The sequence below is a fragment of the Mesorhizobium sp. B3-1-9 genome (assembly GCF_006439595.1).
Lineage (GTDB): Bacteria > Pseudomonadota > Alphaproteobacteria > Rhizobiales > Rhizobiaceae > Mesorhizobium.
Map to the genome: position 1 here is coordinate 64,806 of NZ_VFTJ01000025.1, position 14,031 is coordinate 78,836.

Annotated in this window: 16 protein-coding genes, 1 tRNA gene and 2 pseudogenes; 9 read left to right on the forward strand and 10 right to left on the reverse strand. The window is 64.4% G+C overall.

Annotated elements, in window-relative coordinates:
• The first annotated feature begins 28 nt into the window (after positions 1-28).
• Both FJW07_RS28630 and FJW07_RS28635 read left to right on the forward strand, forming a co-directional pair.
• Positions 29-406: a hypothetical protein gene (locus tag FJW07_RS28630; RefSeq protein ID WP_140702039.1), complete on the forward strand. Its 378-nt coding sequence runs from the start codon at positions 29-31 to the stop codon at positions 404-406.
• Positions 407-523: 117 nt separating this feature from the next.
• Complete coding sequence (locus tag FJW07_RS28635; RefSeq protein WP_140859576.1) at positions 524-1,018, forward strand: hypothetical protein; 495 nt, start codon at positions 524-526, stop codon at positions 1,016-1,018.
• Between the two features lie 20 nt (positions 1,019-1,038).
• Here FJW07_RS28635 and FJW07_RS28640 read toward each other — a convergent pair whose 3' ends face one another.
• From FJW07_RS28640 to FJW07_RS28660, 5 genes are read right to left on the reverse strand one after another with little or no spacing between them, the layout of a single operon-like run.
• Complete coding sequence (locus FJW07_RS28640) at positions 1,039-1,344, reverse strand: urease subunit beta (protein WP_140655997.1); 306 nt, start codon at positions 1,342-1,344, stop codon at positions 1,039-1,041.
• Between the two features lie 7 nt (positions 1,345-1,351).
• Entirely contained in the window at positions 1,352-1,945 is a 594-nt protein-coding gene (locus FJW07_RS28645; protein WP_140859577.1) for a HupE/UreJ family protein, read from the reverse strand.
• A 25-nt stretch (positions 1,946-1,970) separates the two neighbouring features.
• Positions 1,971-2,225: a DUF1272 domain-containing protein gene (locus FJW07_RS28650; protein WP_140859578.1), complete on the reverse strand. Its 255-nt coding sequence runs from the start codon at positions 2,223-2,225 to the stop codon at positions 1,971-1,973.
• 5 nt (positions 2,226-2,230) lie between these two features.
• A complete protein-coding gene (locus FJW07_RS28655; RefSeq protein ID WP_140859579.1) occupies positions 2,231-2,533 on the reverse strand; it encodes an urease subunit gamma in 303 nt (100 codons plus the stop codon).
• Positions 2,534-2,554: 21 nt separating this feature from the next.
• Positions 2,555-3,430, reverse strand: a complete 876-nt coding sequence (locus tag FJW07_RS28660; protein ID WP_140859580.1) for an urease accessory protein UreD — start codon at positions 3,428-3,430, stop codon at positions 2,555-2,557.
• 202 nt (positions 3,431-3,632) lie between these two features.
• Between FJW07_RS28660 and FJW07_RS28665 the strand changes: the two genes are divergently transcribed.
• From FJW07_RS28665 to FJW07_RS28675, 3 genes are all read left to right on the forward strand, one after another.
• Positions 3,633-3,887, forward strand: coding sequence for an acyl carrier protein (locus tag FJW07_RS28665; protein WP_041003067.1), 255 nt, complete (start codon positions 3,633-3,635; stop codon positions 3,885-3,887).
• Positions 3,888-3,891: 4 nt separating this feature from the next.
• Positions 3,892-5,100: a beta-ketoacyl-[acyl-carrier-protein] synthase family protein gene (locus FJW07_RS28670; protein WP_140646824.1), complete on the forward strand. Its 1,209-nt coding sequence runs from the start codon at positions 3,892-3,894 to the stop codon at positions 5,098-5,100.
• A gap of 129 nt (positions 5,101-5,229) precedes the next feature.
• Positions 5,230-5,934 (forward strand): glutathione S-transferase N-terminal domain-containing protein, encoded by a 705-nt coding sequence (locus tag FJW07_RS28675; protein WP_140646825.1) that lies wholly within the window; start codon positions 5,230-5,232, stop codon positions 5,932-5,934.
• A gap of 3 nt (positions 5,935-5,937) precedes the next feature.
• Here FJW07_RS28675 and FJW07_RS28680 read toward each other — a convergent pair whose 3' ends face one another.
• From FJW07_RS28680 to FJW07_RS28690, 3 genes are all read right to left on the reverse strand, one after another.
• Positions 5,938-6,264 carry a hypothetical protein gene (locus tag FJW07_RS28680; protein WP_140859581.1) on the reverse strand — a complete coding sequence of 109 codons (327 nt, stop codon included), beginning with the start codon at positions 6,262-6,264 and terminating at the stop codon, positions 5,938-5,940.
• Positions 6,265-6,435: 171 nt separating this feature from the next.
• Positions 6,436-7,047 (reverse strand): nucleoside triphosphate hydrolase, encoded by a 612-nt coding sequence (locus FJW07_RS28685; RefSeq protein WP_140859582.1) that lies wholly within the window; start codon positions 7,045-7,047, stop codon positions 6,436-6,438.
• Between the two features lie 333 nt (positions 7,048-7,380).
• Complete coding sequence (locus tag FJW07_RS28690) at positions 7,381-8,487, reverse strand: hypothetical protein (protein ID WP_140859583.1); 1,107 nt, start codon at positions 8,485-8,487, stop codon at positions 7,381-7,383.
• Between the two features lie 358 nt (positions 8,488-8,845).
• Between FJW07_RS28690 and FJW07_RS28695 the strand changes: the two are divergent.
• Positions 8,846-9,586: pseudogene (locus tag FJW07_RS28695) on the forward strand (D-alanyl-D-alanine carboxypeptidase family protein); the annotation flags it as partial.
• Between the two features lie 461 nt (positions 9,587-10,047).
• Here the strand turns inward: FJW07_RS28695 and FJW07_RS28700 are convergent.
• On the reverse strand, positions 10,048-10,497 hold the full coding sequence (locus FJW07_RS28700) for a universal stress protein (protein WP_140646832.1): 450 nt from the start codon (positions 10,495-10,497) through the stop codon (positions 10,048-10,050).
• Between the two features lie 386 nt (positions 10,498-10,883).
• Here FJW07_RS28700 and FJW07_RS28705 point away from each other — a divergent pair, with 386 nt between their 5' ends.
• Both FJW07_RS28705 and FJW07_RS28710 read left to right on the forward strand, forming a co-directional pair.
• The gene (locus FJW07_RS28705) at positions 10,884-11,807 is read left to right on the forward strand and encodes a DUF1003 domain-containing protein (RefSeq protein WP_140646833.1); all 924 of its coding nucleotides are present in this window, start codon (positions 10,884-10,886) and stop codon (positions 11,805-11,807) included.
• Positions 11,808-12,057: 250 nt separating this feature from the next.
• Positions 12,058-12,134: transfer RNA gene (locus FJW07_RS28710), tRNA-Arg, on the forward strand.
• A gap of 38 nt (positions 12,135-12,172) precedes the next feature.
• Here the strand turns inward: FJW07_RS28710 and FJW07_RS28715 are convergent.
• Complete coding sequence (locus FJW07_RS28715; protein ID WP_140859585.1) at positions 12,173-13,336, reverse strand: IS481 family transposase; 1,164 nt, start codon at positions 13,334-13,336, stop codon at positions 12,173-12,175.
• Between the two features lie 547 nt (positions 13,337-13,883).
• On the opposite strand from FJW07_RS28715, the pseudogene FJW07_RS32175 reads away from it, so the two are divergent.
• Positions 13,884-14,031: pseudogene (locus FJW07_RS32175) on the forward strand (transposase); the annotation flags it as partial.

Here is a 14,031-nt window from a genome sequence, read left to right on the forward strand (position 1 = left end):
GTTTGCCAAATCGATGGAAGGAATATCCATGCTCAAAGCGATTGTTCTCGCCGCAACCGCCGCCACGTTGATGGCGGGCGCCGCGAATGCCCAGCAGCAGCCGACGCCGCAGCCCAGCCCCGCGCCGACCGCGCCCGCCGCGCCGAAGGCTCAGCCCGCGGCGCCGTCGATCCAGAGCGTCAACGTCGTCGACATCACCGAACTGCCCAAGGACACGCAGACGCAGGTCAATCAGATCGTGGCGCAGCGCGGCGACGCCGGCCTGCAGACACTGCGCAAGTCGATCGACGCGACGCCCAAGGTGAAATCCGCCCTCGAAGCCAAGGGCGTGAGCTCGGCGCAGGTGATCGCCGCCAGCTTGCAGCCCAATGGCGCGCTGACGCTGATCACCAAGAAGGCAAGCTGATTGCACGCCCAGGCGGGCCGCTTCGCGGTCCGCCGGCCAGCTTTTGAAGGGAACCTGCGGCCAGGCAGGACCGTTTCGCTGTTTTCGCCCCGCCACGAGTTCAGTCAGGAGCGAGCGATGGCGAACGCCCCGCACCTTGCAAAATGGAGTTCCGTGGTTGCCACGCTTTTGGCGGCCGCTTTCGTGGCCGCGCCACATGTTGCACTCGCGGCGCAGCCGCTGGACAGCGACAGGCCTGCCGCGGCAATCGTCGATTCCAACATCCGCCAGGAGGAAGCGCTCTCCAGGACGGAAGCCGGAAAGGTCATCACGGCCATCGACCGCACCCGCGACAACATCGGCGCGGTGCGCAAGACCACCAAGCTCGACACGGTCGACATCGTCTTCCTGACCGACGCGGCGCGCAGCGAAGGCGGGCCGCCGCCCGTTATCGAGAACAAGGTGAAGCAGCATAAGGACGATGTCGCCGAACTTCGCCAGGAGATCGAGGCGAACGCCCTGCTCTTCAACGCGATCGATTCGCGCCGCGTTCTGGCCGAGGACGTGCTTGCGGTGGAGTTCGACAATCCCGGCAGGATTGTCATCTACGCCGCAGCCAAGCCTCCGAAGTGATATCAGCGCGGCGGCGGACCTCACAACTTGCCCATCACCTTCTGTTGGAAGCCATAGACTTCGCGCTTGCCGCCCAGCGGCACCAGCGTGACATCGCGCTCCTGTCCCGGTTCGAAGCGCATGGCGGTGCCGGCGGCGATGTCGAGCCGCATGCCGCGCGCGCGTTCGCGGTCGAATTTCAGGCCCTCATTGGTCTCGAAGAAATGATAATGGCTGCCGACCTGGATCGGCCGGTCGCCGCTGTTGGCGACCTTGAGCGTCACCATGGGCAGGCCTTTGTTCAGCTCGATGTCGCCTTTGGCCGTGATGACTTCGCCGGGGATCATTGCGGCCTCACAGCACGCCGAAGGCAAGGCCGACGCCAACCGCCGCACAGGCAGCGCCGGCGGCGCGCGCCAGGCGGCGGAAACGCGAGCCTAGCCCAAGACCGGCCGCAATGCCGACGCCGTGGAGCAGCGCCGTGGCGGCGGCAAAGCCCGCCATATATTCGAGGCCAGTGGCGTTTTCCGGCACTTCCGTGCCATGCGCGTGCCCGTGGAACAGCGCGAACAGGCCGATGATGGCGACCCCGGCCGAGACCGGCAGGTCGATCGCCAGCGCCACCAGCAGACCGAGCGCCACGACGGAAGCGAGGATGCCCGGCTCGACGAAAGGCACCGGCACATGCAGCATGCCGAGCGCGCCGCCGACCAGCATCACGCCGACAAAGGCGAGCGGCCAGGCCCAGATAGCCTTGCCGCCCTTCAGCGCCGCCCACAGGCCGACCGCGATCATCACGGTCATATGGTCGAGGCCGGACAGAGGGTGCGCGAAGCCGGCGGAAAAGGACGAGGTCGCGCCGACGCCGACATGGGCGTAGGCCGGCATGGCGGCTGCCAGGAAAAGGATCGCGGCAAGCGTGGTACGTTTCGTCGAAGCGGGGATCATCTTTCTGCCTTTCCAATTGACCTGGTCAAGCGGCCTTGCGCGGACCGCAGCCTTCGGCCTTGAGCACGCGTTTGGTCGATGGCGGATATTTCGTCAGCTTGGCCGCCGGCCGGATCGGCCGCGGCGAGAAATTGCCGCCGCAATTGGGGCAGACGCCACCCAGCACATTATCCACGCAGTCGGCGCAGAAGGTGCATTCGAAGGTGCAGATCAGCGCATCGGTCGCGTCCGGCGGCAGATCCTTGTCGCAGCATTCGCAATTCGGCCTGAGCTCCAGCATCGGTCTCACCTTATGGGTTCGTGCACGGTCACCAGCTTGGTGCCGTCGGGAAACGTCGCCTCGACCTGGACGTCGTGGATCATCTCGGCGATGCCGTCCATGACTTGGGCGCGGGTGACGACATGGGCGCCCGCCTCCATCAGTTCCGCGACCGTGCGGCCGTCGCGCGCGCCTTCGACGACGAAGTCGGTGATCAGGGCGATGGCTTCGGGATGGTTCAGCTTGACGCCTCGCTCCAGCCGCTTGCGCGCCACCATCGCCGCCATGGCGATCAGCAGCTTGTCTTTTTCACGCGGCGTCAGGTTCATGCAATGTCCCGGCAATCGAAATCAGAGTGACCACAATTTGGGCAGGCCCGCCTGCCCATTAAGCAGTTCGACGAGCGGAACCAGCCGCTTGCGGAGCTGGTAGCCGTCGCCGGCACAAAGCCTCGCAAGAAGCTTGCCAGATCGGCCGACGCGCCAGAAACTGGCGCCGCCCCCCATAAAGGGATCGCCGATGATGGCGCGGGCCGGTTCCAGCAGGCTTTCGGCCTGCGGCGAAACGAGCAGCAGTGTGGCGACGGCAAGCGCGCCGCCGGCCACCGCCGGCCGCCGCAACGTTGCCGCGATATCCGGCCCCACGCGAAAATCCTCCGCATGGATCAGCGCGCCGCCTTGGCGGACCCGCCAGCGGTCCTGGAAACTGCCGTTGGTTGCGCGCTCGCCCATCGCCAGCCGGCCGAACAGCGTGGCTTCGAGCACCAATGCCTCGGCATCGTCGCCAAGCTCGACATCCAGCGTGCGAGCGAAGGCGGCGCGGTCGAAAACGATGGTTTCCTGCGGCAGCCAGGCCACGCGGCCGCCCGGATCGACCCGCAGGCGAACGCTTGTCTCGGCCCTGTCGGCGGCGGCGCGATAGACCTTCTCGCAGGCCTGGGTGGTGATGGCGGCGGAGGCGCCGGCGCCGACCTCGATCGTCCAGCCGAGGCGGTCGCCGCCGGTCAGCCCGCCGGCGGTGTTGATCAGCACCGCCTCGAGCGGATCGCCTTGCACCGCCGGCAGGCGGATCTTGGCCGATCCGTCCTGGTAAAGCTGCCGCAGACGCGTCCGGCCGCCGCTTTTGCCGCAGAAAAGCCTGCCTAGGCCGGCAACACGTTGCGCGGCAGGCAAGGAAGGGGCCGCCAGGGGCGAGGCAGGTTGGGATGTCAAGGTGTCGTCGATCATGTCCACGATCCCAGGTTAAGCACTCCGGCGGCTTTGTCGATATCGCTTGTTGCTTGACATCGTTTCGGTTTCTATAGAGGGAAGCCACCTTGGAGCGGTCGCGCGGTGCCTGGCGAGGTAAGGGCGACGGCGTTTGTTGGGTCCGGGGATCAAAAAGGGGCGCTGATCAGTTGGCGTCGGGCAACGACAGGGAAGGAACCGAATGGCTGACCAACTGACGACCGAGATCATCGAAAAGATCAAGGCCCATGCCGATACCGGCGGCGAGGAAATCACCGCCAGCACCGATCTCGGCACGCTCGGCATCCATTCGCTGGAGCTGACCGAGATCATCTTCGATCTCGAGGAAAAATACGGCATCGAGATCGAGATGAATACGGTCGACGCCTGGAGCAATCTGAAGAACGTCGGCGACATGGTCGAGGCGGTTCGCGAACTGATCGCGAAAAAAGCCTGACTTCATGCAAAAACGCGTCGTCATCACCGGCATTGGCGGGATTTGCGGGCTTGGCAACGATGCGCCGGCGATGTGGGAGGCCATGCGCGCCGGCCGCTCGGCCATCGGCCCTATCGACAACCCGTCGCTGCATGATCTCAAGGTCAAGACCGGCTGCGAGATCAAGGAATTGCCGGACCATGGCATCGACCGCAAGCAGGTCGTGTCGATGGACCGCTTCAGCCTGTTGGCGGTGATCGCCGCGCGCGAGGCCATGAGGCAGTCCGGATTGACGGCCCATGCCGACAACACCTACCGGATGGGGGCAATCGTCGGCATCGGCGTCGCGGGCTTCGAGACCATCGAAGAGAATTACCGCGCCATTCTGCTCGAGGGGCGCAACCGCGCCGCGATCTTCACCGTGCCGAAAGTGATGCCGGGCGCGGCCGCCGGCCAGGTCAGCATGAATCTCGGGCTGCGCGGCCCTGTCTTCGGCGCCACTTCGGCCTGCTCGTCCGCCAACCACGCGATTTCCTCGGCCGTCGACCAGATCAGGCTCGGCCGCGCCGACGTAATGGTCGCCGGCGGCACCGAAGCGCCGCTGGTGTGGGGCGTGCTGAAGGGCTGGGAGGCGCTCAGGGTGCTTTCGCCCGACACGTGCCGGCCGTTCTCGGCCGATCGAGCAGGCCTGGTGCTCGGCGAAGGCGCCGGCATGGCGGTGCTCGAAAGCTACGATCACGCGATGGCGCGCGGCGCCACCATTTTGGCCGAGATCGCCGGCGTCGGGCTTTCGGCCGACGCCTCCGACATCGTCGCGCCGACCGTGGAAGGGCCGGAAGCGGCCATGCGTTTCTGCCTGGCGGATGCCGGGCTCGATCCGGAAGATGTCGACTACCTCAACGCGCACGGGACAGGCACCAAGGCGAACGACCAGATCGAAACCGCGGCGATCAAGCGCGTCTTCGGCGAGCACGCGCGTTCGCTTTCGGTATCGTCGACCAAGTCGATGCATGCGCATTGCCTCGGCGCTTCCGGCGGGCTGGAGATGATCGCCTGCGTGATGGCGATCCGCGACGGCATCGTGCCGCCGACCGCCAATTACCGCGAGCCGGACCCGGAATGCGACCTCGACGTGACGCCGAACACGGCGCGCGAGCGCAAGGTGCGCGCCGCGCTCAGCAACAGTTTCGCCTTCGGCGGGACCAATGCGGTGCTGGCCTTCAAGGCGGTCTGATCTAGCGATTCCGTTGACTGTGCACGGCAAGCCGCTTGCCGGTGTATTGATCCGGCCGGCCAGGGTCCTAATTCTTTCTTCACCCGCCATGAGCGCCGCCCCGGCGCCAATCCGCATCCGGAGTTTCCGATGACCGACCTGTCCGCCTTTCCGATCGCCAAGCGCTGGCCGGCCGAGCACCCCGATCGCTTGCAGCTTTATTCCGCCACGACGCCCAATGGCGTGAAGGCGTCGATCGCGCTGGAGGAGATCGGCCTGCCCTACGAACCGCACTACGTCGACATCGGCAAGAACGAGAGCTGGACGCCGGAATTCCTGTCGCTCAATCCGAACGGCAAGATACCGGCGATCATCGATCCGGACGGTCCGGGCGGCAAGCCGATCGGGCTGTTCGAGTCCGGCGCTATCCTGCTCTATCTGGCCGACAAGACCGGCAAGCTCATTCCCGCCGATCCGGCGCGGCGCTACGAGACGATCCAATGGGTGTTCTTTCAGATGGCGGCGATCGGCCCGATCTTCGGGCAGGTCGGCTTCTTCCACAAATTCGCCGGACGCGAGATCGCCGACAAGCGGCCGCTGGAGCGTTACCGCGACGAGTCGCGGCGGCTGATCGGCGTGCTCGAAACGCGGCTGAAGGGCCGCAAGTGGATCATGGACGACGACTACACCATTGCGGACGTGTCGATGCTGGGCTGGGTGCGCAACCTGATCGGCTTCTACGAGGCGCGCGACCTGGTCGGTTTCGATGATTTCCCGACCGTTGCCGAATGGCTGGAGCGCGGCCTGGCACGGCCGGCGGTGAAGCGGGGCCTTACCATCCCGGCGAAAGGCTAAGAGCTATTTCGCCTTGGCCTTCGCGCCGCCGCGGCCGAACACGGAGGCCGCGAGCCGCGCGGTGGCGACGACCGCTCCTGTCGCGACGCTGGCCACGGTGCGGATCGGCCCCGATTTGCCAGCCGGCGACTTGGCATGTTTCGCGCTCTTGGCCGCGATCTTGTGGGCCGCGCCAGGCGTCACTTTCTTTGGCGCCGCCTTGCCGAAAGCCGGCTTGGCGTCTTTCGACCGCTCAGCGATTGTGGGGCCGGCGCCAGCCTTGGCCTGCGTCGCCCTGGATTGGTTGGCCCTGCTTTTCTTGGGCGCGGGTTTTCTGCTGTTGGTTGCCATCTGACGGCTCCTGTCATTTTCTTTTTTGCAATTCCGGAGGCAAAGCACTGCGCCTTCCTGGAATTGTTCCGGCGCCGGACAATTCGGGATAGGATCATAACGGCGTGAAAACCTTAAAGTTCCCGCCGAAAAATATTGAAAATTGAGCAGGTTAACCAATCACCAGGGTCATTAACCAATGACCATGTCGGCCGGCCGGCGCCGCGCCAGCACCCGCTCGATGTTGGGCATGTCGTTGGAGGCGATCCAGGCACGGGCGTCCTCGTCGGACTTGCCGTGCTCCCGCCAGCGCTCCATCAGGCGGCGCTCGAGCTCGTTGCGCGGCACGTCGACGAAGATGGTGAAGTCGAACAAAGGCGCCAGCCGCGACCACGGCTCCTCGTCGAGCAGCAGGTAATTGCCCTCGACCAGAATGAACTTGGTGTCGGCGCCGACGATTTCGGCCGCCGCGCGCGACAGTTCGATGCTGCGGTCGAACACCGGGATGGCGATGTCGGGTTCGCCGTAGCGGATGCGCTTCAGCAGCGTCTCGAAGCCGGCGAAATCGAAGGTTTCCGGCGCGCCCTTGCGGGGGCGAAGGCCGCGACGGTCGAGAATGATGTCGTCGTAATGGAAGCCGTCCATCGGCACGACTTCCGAGCTGCCTTCCGGCAGCAGCTCATGCAGCGAAGCGGACAATGTCGACTTGCCGGAGCCGGGCGGACCAGCGATGGCGACGACGAAGCGCTTGGCCTTGCCTGCGCGCTTGAAGATGGCGGCTGTGATATGGGCGATCTCGGACATCGGCGGCTTTCCGGCTGCGGTTCGGCTGGCATCTTGGCGGGTGTGGATGGAAATTTCAAACCTCGTTCCGAAGTTTCGGCGGCCTGCACGCCTTCGAGATTAGCCGAGGCGTCCATCCCATCGTCATCCACGGGCGGAGCAAGGAGCGTTGCGACGCGGCGCAGCCCCGCGGATCCATTCCGTGCCCTTGAGGGTTGAAACGGCGCAGAATTCTGCTCGGCTCACGCCTTTCTATCGAGGTAACGGCAAGGATTCCAGGGGCTCCGCGACAGAGCTTTGCTCCTTGTTCCGCCCTGGAATGACGAATTTCTAGACGCGCTGTCCCCGGACCTCTCACGCAGGAACCGAGCGGCCGATGCGCAGGAACCCGCCGTCGAACGGCAGCTCCCGCGCCGCGCCGCCGGCGGTGACGACACGCAAGCGGTCAGGCGCCGATTCCAGGGCGCCCGGCGGCTCCGCACCCGCGAGCGGAACCGCGCCGATGACATGGCGGAAGGAGATCGACCGTCCGTCGGCGAGCGCGAAGGCCGTTGCCACGCCTTCATGCTTCAACCAGTTGTCGCCGAGCGAGGCGGCGTGACCGACGGCAGTGCGGCCGTCCTCGACGCCGAGAACACCGACGTGACGGCCGCTCCAGGGCGCGTAGTCGCGGCCGCCATTCGAGAACCACAGCATGGTCACCGGCAGTTCGGCCGGGTTCTTCAGCACCAGCACCAGGTCCTGCTCGGCGTGGCGGGCTATCGCCGTCCAGCCCGGGCCGCCGTGATCCGCCTCGACCAGGGTTATGAAATCCTCGCGCCTGTCTTCCATGCGATAGTCGGTGAGGTCGGTTGTGCCGCCGGCGGCCAGAGGGACCTTTGTGAGGTCGCTGGCGCGGGCCGGATAGGCCAGCCGAAAACGCCCGCGCGCCGGATCGGGCTCCGGCGGCGTCGGGGGCGTGACGGCCATGCGCTTCGGCGAGAAGGCCAACCGGCCGCCGCCCTTCATCACCGTCATCGGATGGTGGGCGACGGAGATCGCGCCGGAGCCGCCGGAAAAGATGTGCTCCTGGTAGAGGAAGGGATGACCGTCGCGCAGCGTGAAGACCTTGTCGATGGTGGCGCCCATCACCTTGCGGCGCAGCCGGAACACGGCGCGCCAGCCGCCGGCAATGGCGCCGTTCTCGACGACGTCCCACTGACTGTTGGCCGGCCAGCCATGCAGGGGTGCGGCCTCGACATCGCTGGTCGAGAATGGCGCGCAAAGGAAATCGCCGGACAGGCGCACCGTGCCTTCCGGCAGGGTTTCCGGCAGGCTCTCGCGCGGCGAACCGACCCAGGGCGCGCGATGCAGGGGGTTCAGAACGCGGCCGTCGGCTTCGATGTCCATGGCGGCGATATGGCCGACCGCGAGATCGAGCGAGACCGAGATGCCTTTTGCGCCGATGGTGAGCGTGTCCATGAATGTCTCCCGCGAATCTTTGCGCAAGAAAAGCCTGTTCGATGGAGCGCGCGCAAGCGGAGCGACCAGCATTTTGCATCACCGCGTTGCGTCCTATGAAATCCCATAGCGGCAAGGGGCGGGGATGGCAAAGCGGGGACGCGCCGGTGTATCTGAAAGGCTGCAAAACCAGGGCAAATGCTTTGCTGTGCGCGTTAACCAGTTGGACGCGGCGGATGGGTTACGCTAGCTTCGCCGCGTCTCAGCAACAGCTTTAGAACAAGTCTTGCCCCGTCCCTTCCCCTTCCTCCAGAAACTCATCGCCATATTGGCATTGCTCGCGCCGGTTGCCGGCTGCACCACCACGCCGCCGGAAAGCGTGCTGGCCGTGCCGGCGCAACCGCAGAAATATGCGGCGATCGTGGTCGACGCCTCGTCCGGCAAGACCCTGTTCGAGGTCAATTCGAGGTCGCAGCGCTATCCCGCGTCGCTGACCAAGATGATGACGCTCTACATGCTGTTCGAGGCGCTGGAGTCCGGCCGCGTCACCAAGCAAACGCGGATTCCGGTTTCCGATCACGCCGCCTCGCAGCCGCCGACGAAACTGCGTTTCCGGCGTGGCGAAACGATCGACGTCGATTCCGCCATCCGCGCCATGGTGGTGAAGTCTGCCAACGACGTGGCGGTGGCCGTGGGCGAATATCTGGGCGGCGGTTCAGAGGACCAGTTCGCCGCCATGATGACCGCCAAGGCGCGCTCGCTCGGCATGACCGGCACCAGTTTCCGCAATGCCTGCGGCCTGCCCGACGACGGCCAGGTGACCACGGCGCGCGACATGGCGGTGCTGGGCATGGCGCTGGAGCGCCGCTTCCCGCAGCATTTCCACTATTTCTCCGAAAGCGACTTCATGTTCCGCGGCCGGCTGGTGCGCGGCCACAACGACATGCTGGGACGGGTGCGCGGCGTCGACGGCATCAAGACCGGTTACATAAGAGCTTCCGGCTACAACATCGTCACCTCCTACAATGCCGACGGGCGGCATCTGATCGTGGTGGTGATGGGCGCCGATACCGCGCGCCAGCGCAACGATCATGTCGAGGCGCTGATCCAGCGCAGCCTGGGGCCGACGACCGCCGATGCAACCCAGCCCCGGCTGATGTATTCCGGGCAGCAACCGGCCTCGCCACTTCCCCAATTGCCGCCGCCGGACTCGGCTTTGCCAGGGCTGCCGCCGCCGGGTTCGGCGACGCCTGCGTCGACGCTGCCGGGTTCGCCGGCATCCGATCTGCCGTCGGCGGATCTGGCCTCGCCCAGTGCGCCGCTGCTGCCGACGCAATAGACAAGGCCAACAGGCGCGCCTCGAAGCAGGAGCGAAGCTCCGTTCGCGGAGACCCTGGAATCCATGCCGTGACCTATGAGCGATCCCACGGTGCAGACCTGATGCGAAAGGCAGCGCAGGCTGCTCTGCACCGTTGTATTCTTCGGCTGGCGTAACGGCATGGATTCCAGGGTCTGCGCGACGCTTCGCGTCGCTCCGCCCTGGAATGACGAACTGAAGGGGCGCGCCGCCCTGCCTTAACCCTACCGAACCACCAGCACGGGGATCTCCGTCAGCGACACCACTTCCGCCGTCTGGCTGCCCAGAACCAGGCGGCCGATGCCGCGGCGGCCGTGCGAGGCCATGACGATGAGGTCGCTGCCTTCACTGGCCGCAACCTCGAGGATCGCTTCGGCGGGCGTGCGGTTCTCGATATGGATGCCTTTGGAGGCCACGCCCTTCGCATCGGCCTCGGCCTTGCATTTGTCGAGCAGCTCGCTTGCATATTTGCGCGCGCTTTCCTCGTAATTGACCAGTTCGTCGGCGGCGACGTAGCCGGCCATGGCACCGCCCCAGGCCAGCGCGGGGAACTGCTCGGAGACAGTGACGAAAGCCACGGTGGCGCCGAGGCCCTTGGCCAGCTCCAGCCCGTGTGCGACGCCCTTCTGGGCCAGTTCCGAGCCGTCGGTGGCGATCAGGATTTTCTTGTACATGGTGGCTACCCCTCATTTGCGGGGCGATGCGCGCCCCATTGGCGGGAGCCTGAACGATCAGGCCTGATTTGGATATAGTCAGCCTATCAGGCCAGCCACAGGGGCCAGCTCGATCTGGATCAAGGCCAGCCGGCGGAGACGATTGCTCCAGGGGAGATTGGATAATCGCGAACGGCGCTCTCCCTCTCATCTCGACTTCGCCGAGCCGAGACGAAGCGGGGGCAGCGCCGACCTATGCAATTGCGCGTGGCGGCTGGCGACGCCTCTCACCTTCCCACCCAATCACAAGAACTTGTTCGGTCACACGGGATTCACACTCAGCATGGATATGCTGCGCCGGCTTGGCGTATCGTAGCCGCAAAAGCCCGCGAACAGGAGCACCGACCATGGCAGGCGACCCGAAGGCGTCCGCGCAAGTCCAGGCCGACAACGAGAACGACATCGCCGGCGAATATCTCGAGGCGGAGACCGTGCCGGAGGATGCGCAAGCCGCCGCCGACGAGATCCTCGAAGCGCCGGAAGTGCCGGATTCCGAGCCGCATGTGCCCGGCCGGATCAAGCCGAAGAAAAAACCCTCGGCGATCAGCGGCAGAAAGTTCCGCAAGCGCGACCTGGTGCGCGTCGATGATCTGAGGCCCAGCCTCGCCGACCGCATCCGTTCCGACCATCCAGACCTGCCGCGCGGCGCCCGCATCAGCCGCGAGGAGCTCGGCCGCTACCGCATGCGCTACATGGAGGAATTGCTGCAGCAGGAGCACGGCGAATTCTCCGAGCTCGACCGCCAAGTGGTGGAATCGATCGCCAGGCAAGACACGATCTCGGAAAACTCGGAAGAGGAGTTCGAGGAGCACCGCTCCTTCGCCGACCGCGTCTCCGACACCATGGCCGAGTTCGGCGGCAGCTGGTGGTTCCTGATCTCGTTCGGCGGCGTGCTGCTGATCTGGATCGGCATCAACCTGATCGCCGGCCTGGCGCACGCTTTCGACCCCTACCCGTTCATCCTGCTCAACCTGATGCTCTCCTGCATCGCCGCCATCCAGGCGCCGGTGATCATGATGAGCCAGAAGCGGCAGGAGGCCAAAGACCGGCTGCGCTCCTTCAACGACTACCGGGTGAACCTCAAGGCCGAGCTCGAAGTGCGGCACCTGCACGAAAAGCTCGACTATCTGATCTCGCGCCAATGGCAGCGCCTGGCCGAAATGCAGCAGATGCAGCTCGACGCCATGCACGAGCTGGCCGGCGCGAAGAAGCAGAAGCGGGCGACAAGGGCGGTGCGGAGGAAGACGGCGAAGGTGGGGGTGGAGGGATGAGGAGCTAGGGTTGCTCGCCCCAAAAAGTGGTCCGTGGGAAGGGCGAGGCCCGCGGTTCGCCCCGGAACGGAGGCTCGACGAAACCGAGACGGAGAGGGGGCGCCATCTCCGATGGCCTATCGGTCGGACAATCGACCCATCACAGGCCGCCGCACAATCGCCAATTGGCCGTTGAAGCTAGGTGCGGCTTCCGCTAAGAAGCCCGTGGCTGGCCGGCTTACCGGCTGGTTCGTTTTCCGGTTTCCGGGAAGCACCCGTAGCTCAGCTGGATAGAGCGCTGCCCTCCGAAGGCAGAGGTCACAGGTTCGAATCCTGTCGGGTGCGCCAAATTATCTTTGGTCCGTTCCGGACACATGGGTTACGGTTTATACCGGAGACATGGGTAACACTTTTGGCCCGAAGGGGTTTTGGAGTGGTTCGAGCCTGCATGTCTCATCATCGAAGTATCCCAAATCATAGTCCATGAAGCTGGTCAGCCAGATATGGTCCTCGACCTGTTTGATGCCGACGGTCTGGCCGGCAAAGACGAGGCTGAGGTTGATCTTCCTGTGATTGTAACAGATGCGGCCGCAGGTGGTGACGGTGACGGCCTTGTCGTGAAACGGATAGTCGAGATCTGGCAGGCCGGCATAGGGCCGCGTTGAAGGTTGATAGCGCTCGGCTGGACAGTCCATGTCGAGCGCCTGATGCGGGCGTTCTGAATTGAACTCATCGATGAAGTCATCGAATCTGGCCTGCTGCTGAAGAAAGTTGGCGCCAGCCGGTTTGGTGGTTTCCTTCTTCAGGGTGAGGTGCATCCGCTCATGGCGCCCGTTCTGCTGCGGGCAGCCCGGTTTGATGCGCTCGATGTCGATGCCCAGGCGTAGCCACCAGACCGACAGCTTGCTGAGGTTGAACAGCGCATTGGGGCTGGCAAAGGGAACGCCATTGTCGGTCCTGATCGCACTGGGCAGGCCGAACTCCTTGAAAACGCTTTCGAACACGGTGAAGGCATAGGCCTCCTTGGTGGTCGACAGCGCCTCGCAGGCGATGAGATACCGGCTGGCGAAGTCGGTGATCGTCAGCGGATAGCAATAGCGCCGATCGGCGAGCATGAACTCGCCCTTGTAGTCGGCACACCAAAGATCGTTGGGGCGATAGCCGTTTGAAAGCGGTGTCCCCGTCGCCCTGTTGCGCCTTCGCTTGCGATGCTCGACCATGCCGTGCCGGTCGAGAACCGCATGCACCGTCGAGATCGCGGGCCGGTGCACATCCGGGTACAGCCTGGCCAACCGCTCGCGTATCTTCGGCGCACCCCATGTCGGCTTGTCCTGCTTCAGGCGCACAATCAGCTTCTCGATTTGAAACGGAAGCTGATTGGCATGGCGGTAGGGCCGACGCGACCGATCCGTCAGCCCTTCAAGGCCGCTGTCGTTGTAGCGCGTGAGGATCTTGTAGCCGGTCTTGCGCGAGATATCGAACTCACGGCAAAGCACGGCCATCTTCTCGCCGTCCAGCAGCCGGGCGATGAACTTCAGCCGCTCTTCCATGACGTTACACTCCTTCCAAGGCACCTTGCTCTCCTCGCAAAGGGCCGAAAGTGTAACCCATCTATCCGGAATGAACTGTCACCCATCTCTCGGGAAGGGCATTCTCCCCACATGCCCTTTCGCCGAAGCTTCTACGCTTGAGTTTCTCCAAAGCGCTGAAATCGCTCATCTTTTCGGAAGAGAGGGCGCGGGCAGGCGCGTTTCGCGGAACTTCGGCGTATTTGGTCCAACGGAGCGCAGGGGTGGTATTTCCGTTGGTATTGGACATCCTGTTGGTATCGAAACAGCCAGAGGGAGGTCTCACGAATGGCCCTTTCTGAGGTTGTGTGCGTCAAGTTCTGCAAAAAGGGGCGGCCATGGATACTGGTATTTCGGAGCGTCGGAATTCCTGCCTGGAATCTTCTGCGACGGTGCCGCAGGCCTGCTAATGATAGCGGTCGGCATCGTTCTAATGTTGTCGGGCGCAGTACCTTAGGCGCGGGTGCTAGACTAAGGTTTGTTGATATTCAGGATTCCCATCTTGGCTTGGTCGTGATTCAAGCTTTTGATGGAACGATACGTGCTGACGGACGCCCAGTGGGCGAGGATGGAACCGCATTGTCTGGGTAAGGCGATAGAACCCTGGACGAAGCGGAGGTGACAATCGCCTGTTTGTTGAAGCGGTTCTCTGGATCGTGCGCACTGGAAGCCCATGG

Excerpts from the sequence above, each read along its gene's own strand:
- FJW07_RS28670 (WP_140646824.1), top strand. The coding sequence starts at position 3,892 with ATGCAAAAACGCGTCGTCATCACCGGCATTGGCGGGATTTGCGGGCTT.
- FJW07_RS28660 (WP_140859580.1), bottom strand. The coding sequence starts at position 3,430 with ATGATCGACGACACCTTGACATCCCAACCTGCCTCGCCCCTGGCGGCC.
- FJW07_RS28675 (WP_140646825.1), top strand. The coding sequence starts at position 5,230 with ATGACCGACCTGTCCGCCTTTCCGATCGCCAAGCGCTGGCCGGCCGAG.
- FJW07_RS28630 (WP_140702039.1), top strand. The coding sequence starts at position 29 with ATGCTCAAAGCGATTGTTCTCGCCGCAACCGCCGCCACGTTGATGGCG.
- FJW07_RS28640 (WP_140655997.1), bottom strand. The coding sequence starts at position 1,344 with ATGATCCCCGGCGAAGTCATCACGGCCAAAGGCGACATCGAGCTGAAC.
- FJW07_RS28680 (WP_140859581.1), bottom strand. The coding sequence starts at position 6,264 with ATGGCAACCAACAGCAGAAAACCCGCGCCCAAGAAAAGCAGGGCCAAC.
- FJW07_RS28635 (WP_140859576.1), top strand. The coding sequence starts at position 524 with ATGGCGAACGCCCCGCACCTTGCAAAATGGAGTTCCGTGGTTGCCACG.
- FJW07_RS28665 (WP_041003067.1), top strand. The coding sequence starts at position 3,633 with ATGGCTGACCAACTGACGACCGAGATCATCGAAAAGATCAAGGCCCAT.
- FJW07_RS28690 (WP_140859583.1), bottom strand. The coding sequence starts at position 8,487 with ATGGACACGCTCACCATCGGCGCAAAAGGCATCTCGGTCTCGCTCGAT.
- FJW07_RS28700 (WP_140646832.1), bottom strand. The coding sequence starts at position 10,497 with ATGTACAAGAAAATCCTGATCGCCACCGACGGCTCGGAACTGGCCCAG.
- FJW07_RS28705 (WP_140646833.1), top strand. The coding sequence starts at position 10,884 with ATGGCAGGCGACCCGAAGGCGTCCGCGCAAGTCCAGGCCGACAACGAG.
- FJW07_RS28685 (WP_140859582.1), bottom strand. The coding sequence starts at position 7,047 with ATGTCCGAGATCGCCCATATCACAGCCGCCATCTTCAAGCGCGCAGGC.
- FJW07_RS28645 (WP_140859577.1), bottom strand. The coding sequence starts at position 1,945 with ATGATCCCCGCTTCGACGAAACGTACCACGCTTGCCGCGATCCTTTTC.
- FJW07_RS28650 (WP_140859578.1), bottom strand. The coding sequence starts at position 2,225 with ATGCTGGAGCTCAGGCCGAATTGCGAATGCTGCGACAAGGATCTGCCG.
- FJW07_RS28715 (WP_140859585.1), bottom strand. The coding sequence starts at position 13,336 with ATGGAAGAGCGGCTGAAGTTCATCGCCCGGCTGCTGGACGGCGAGAAG.
- FJW07_RS28655 (WP_140859579.1), bottom strand. The coding sequence starts at position 2,533 with ATGAACCTGACGCCGCGTGAAAAAGACAAGCTGCTGATCGCCATGGCG.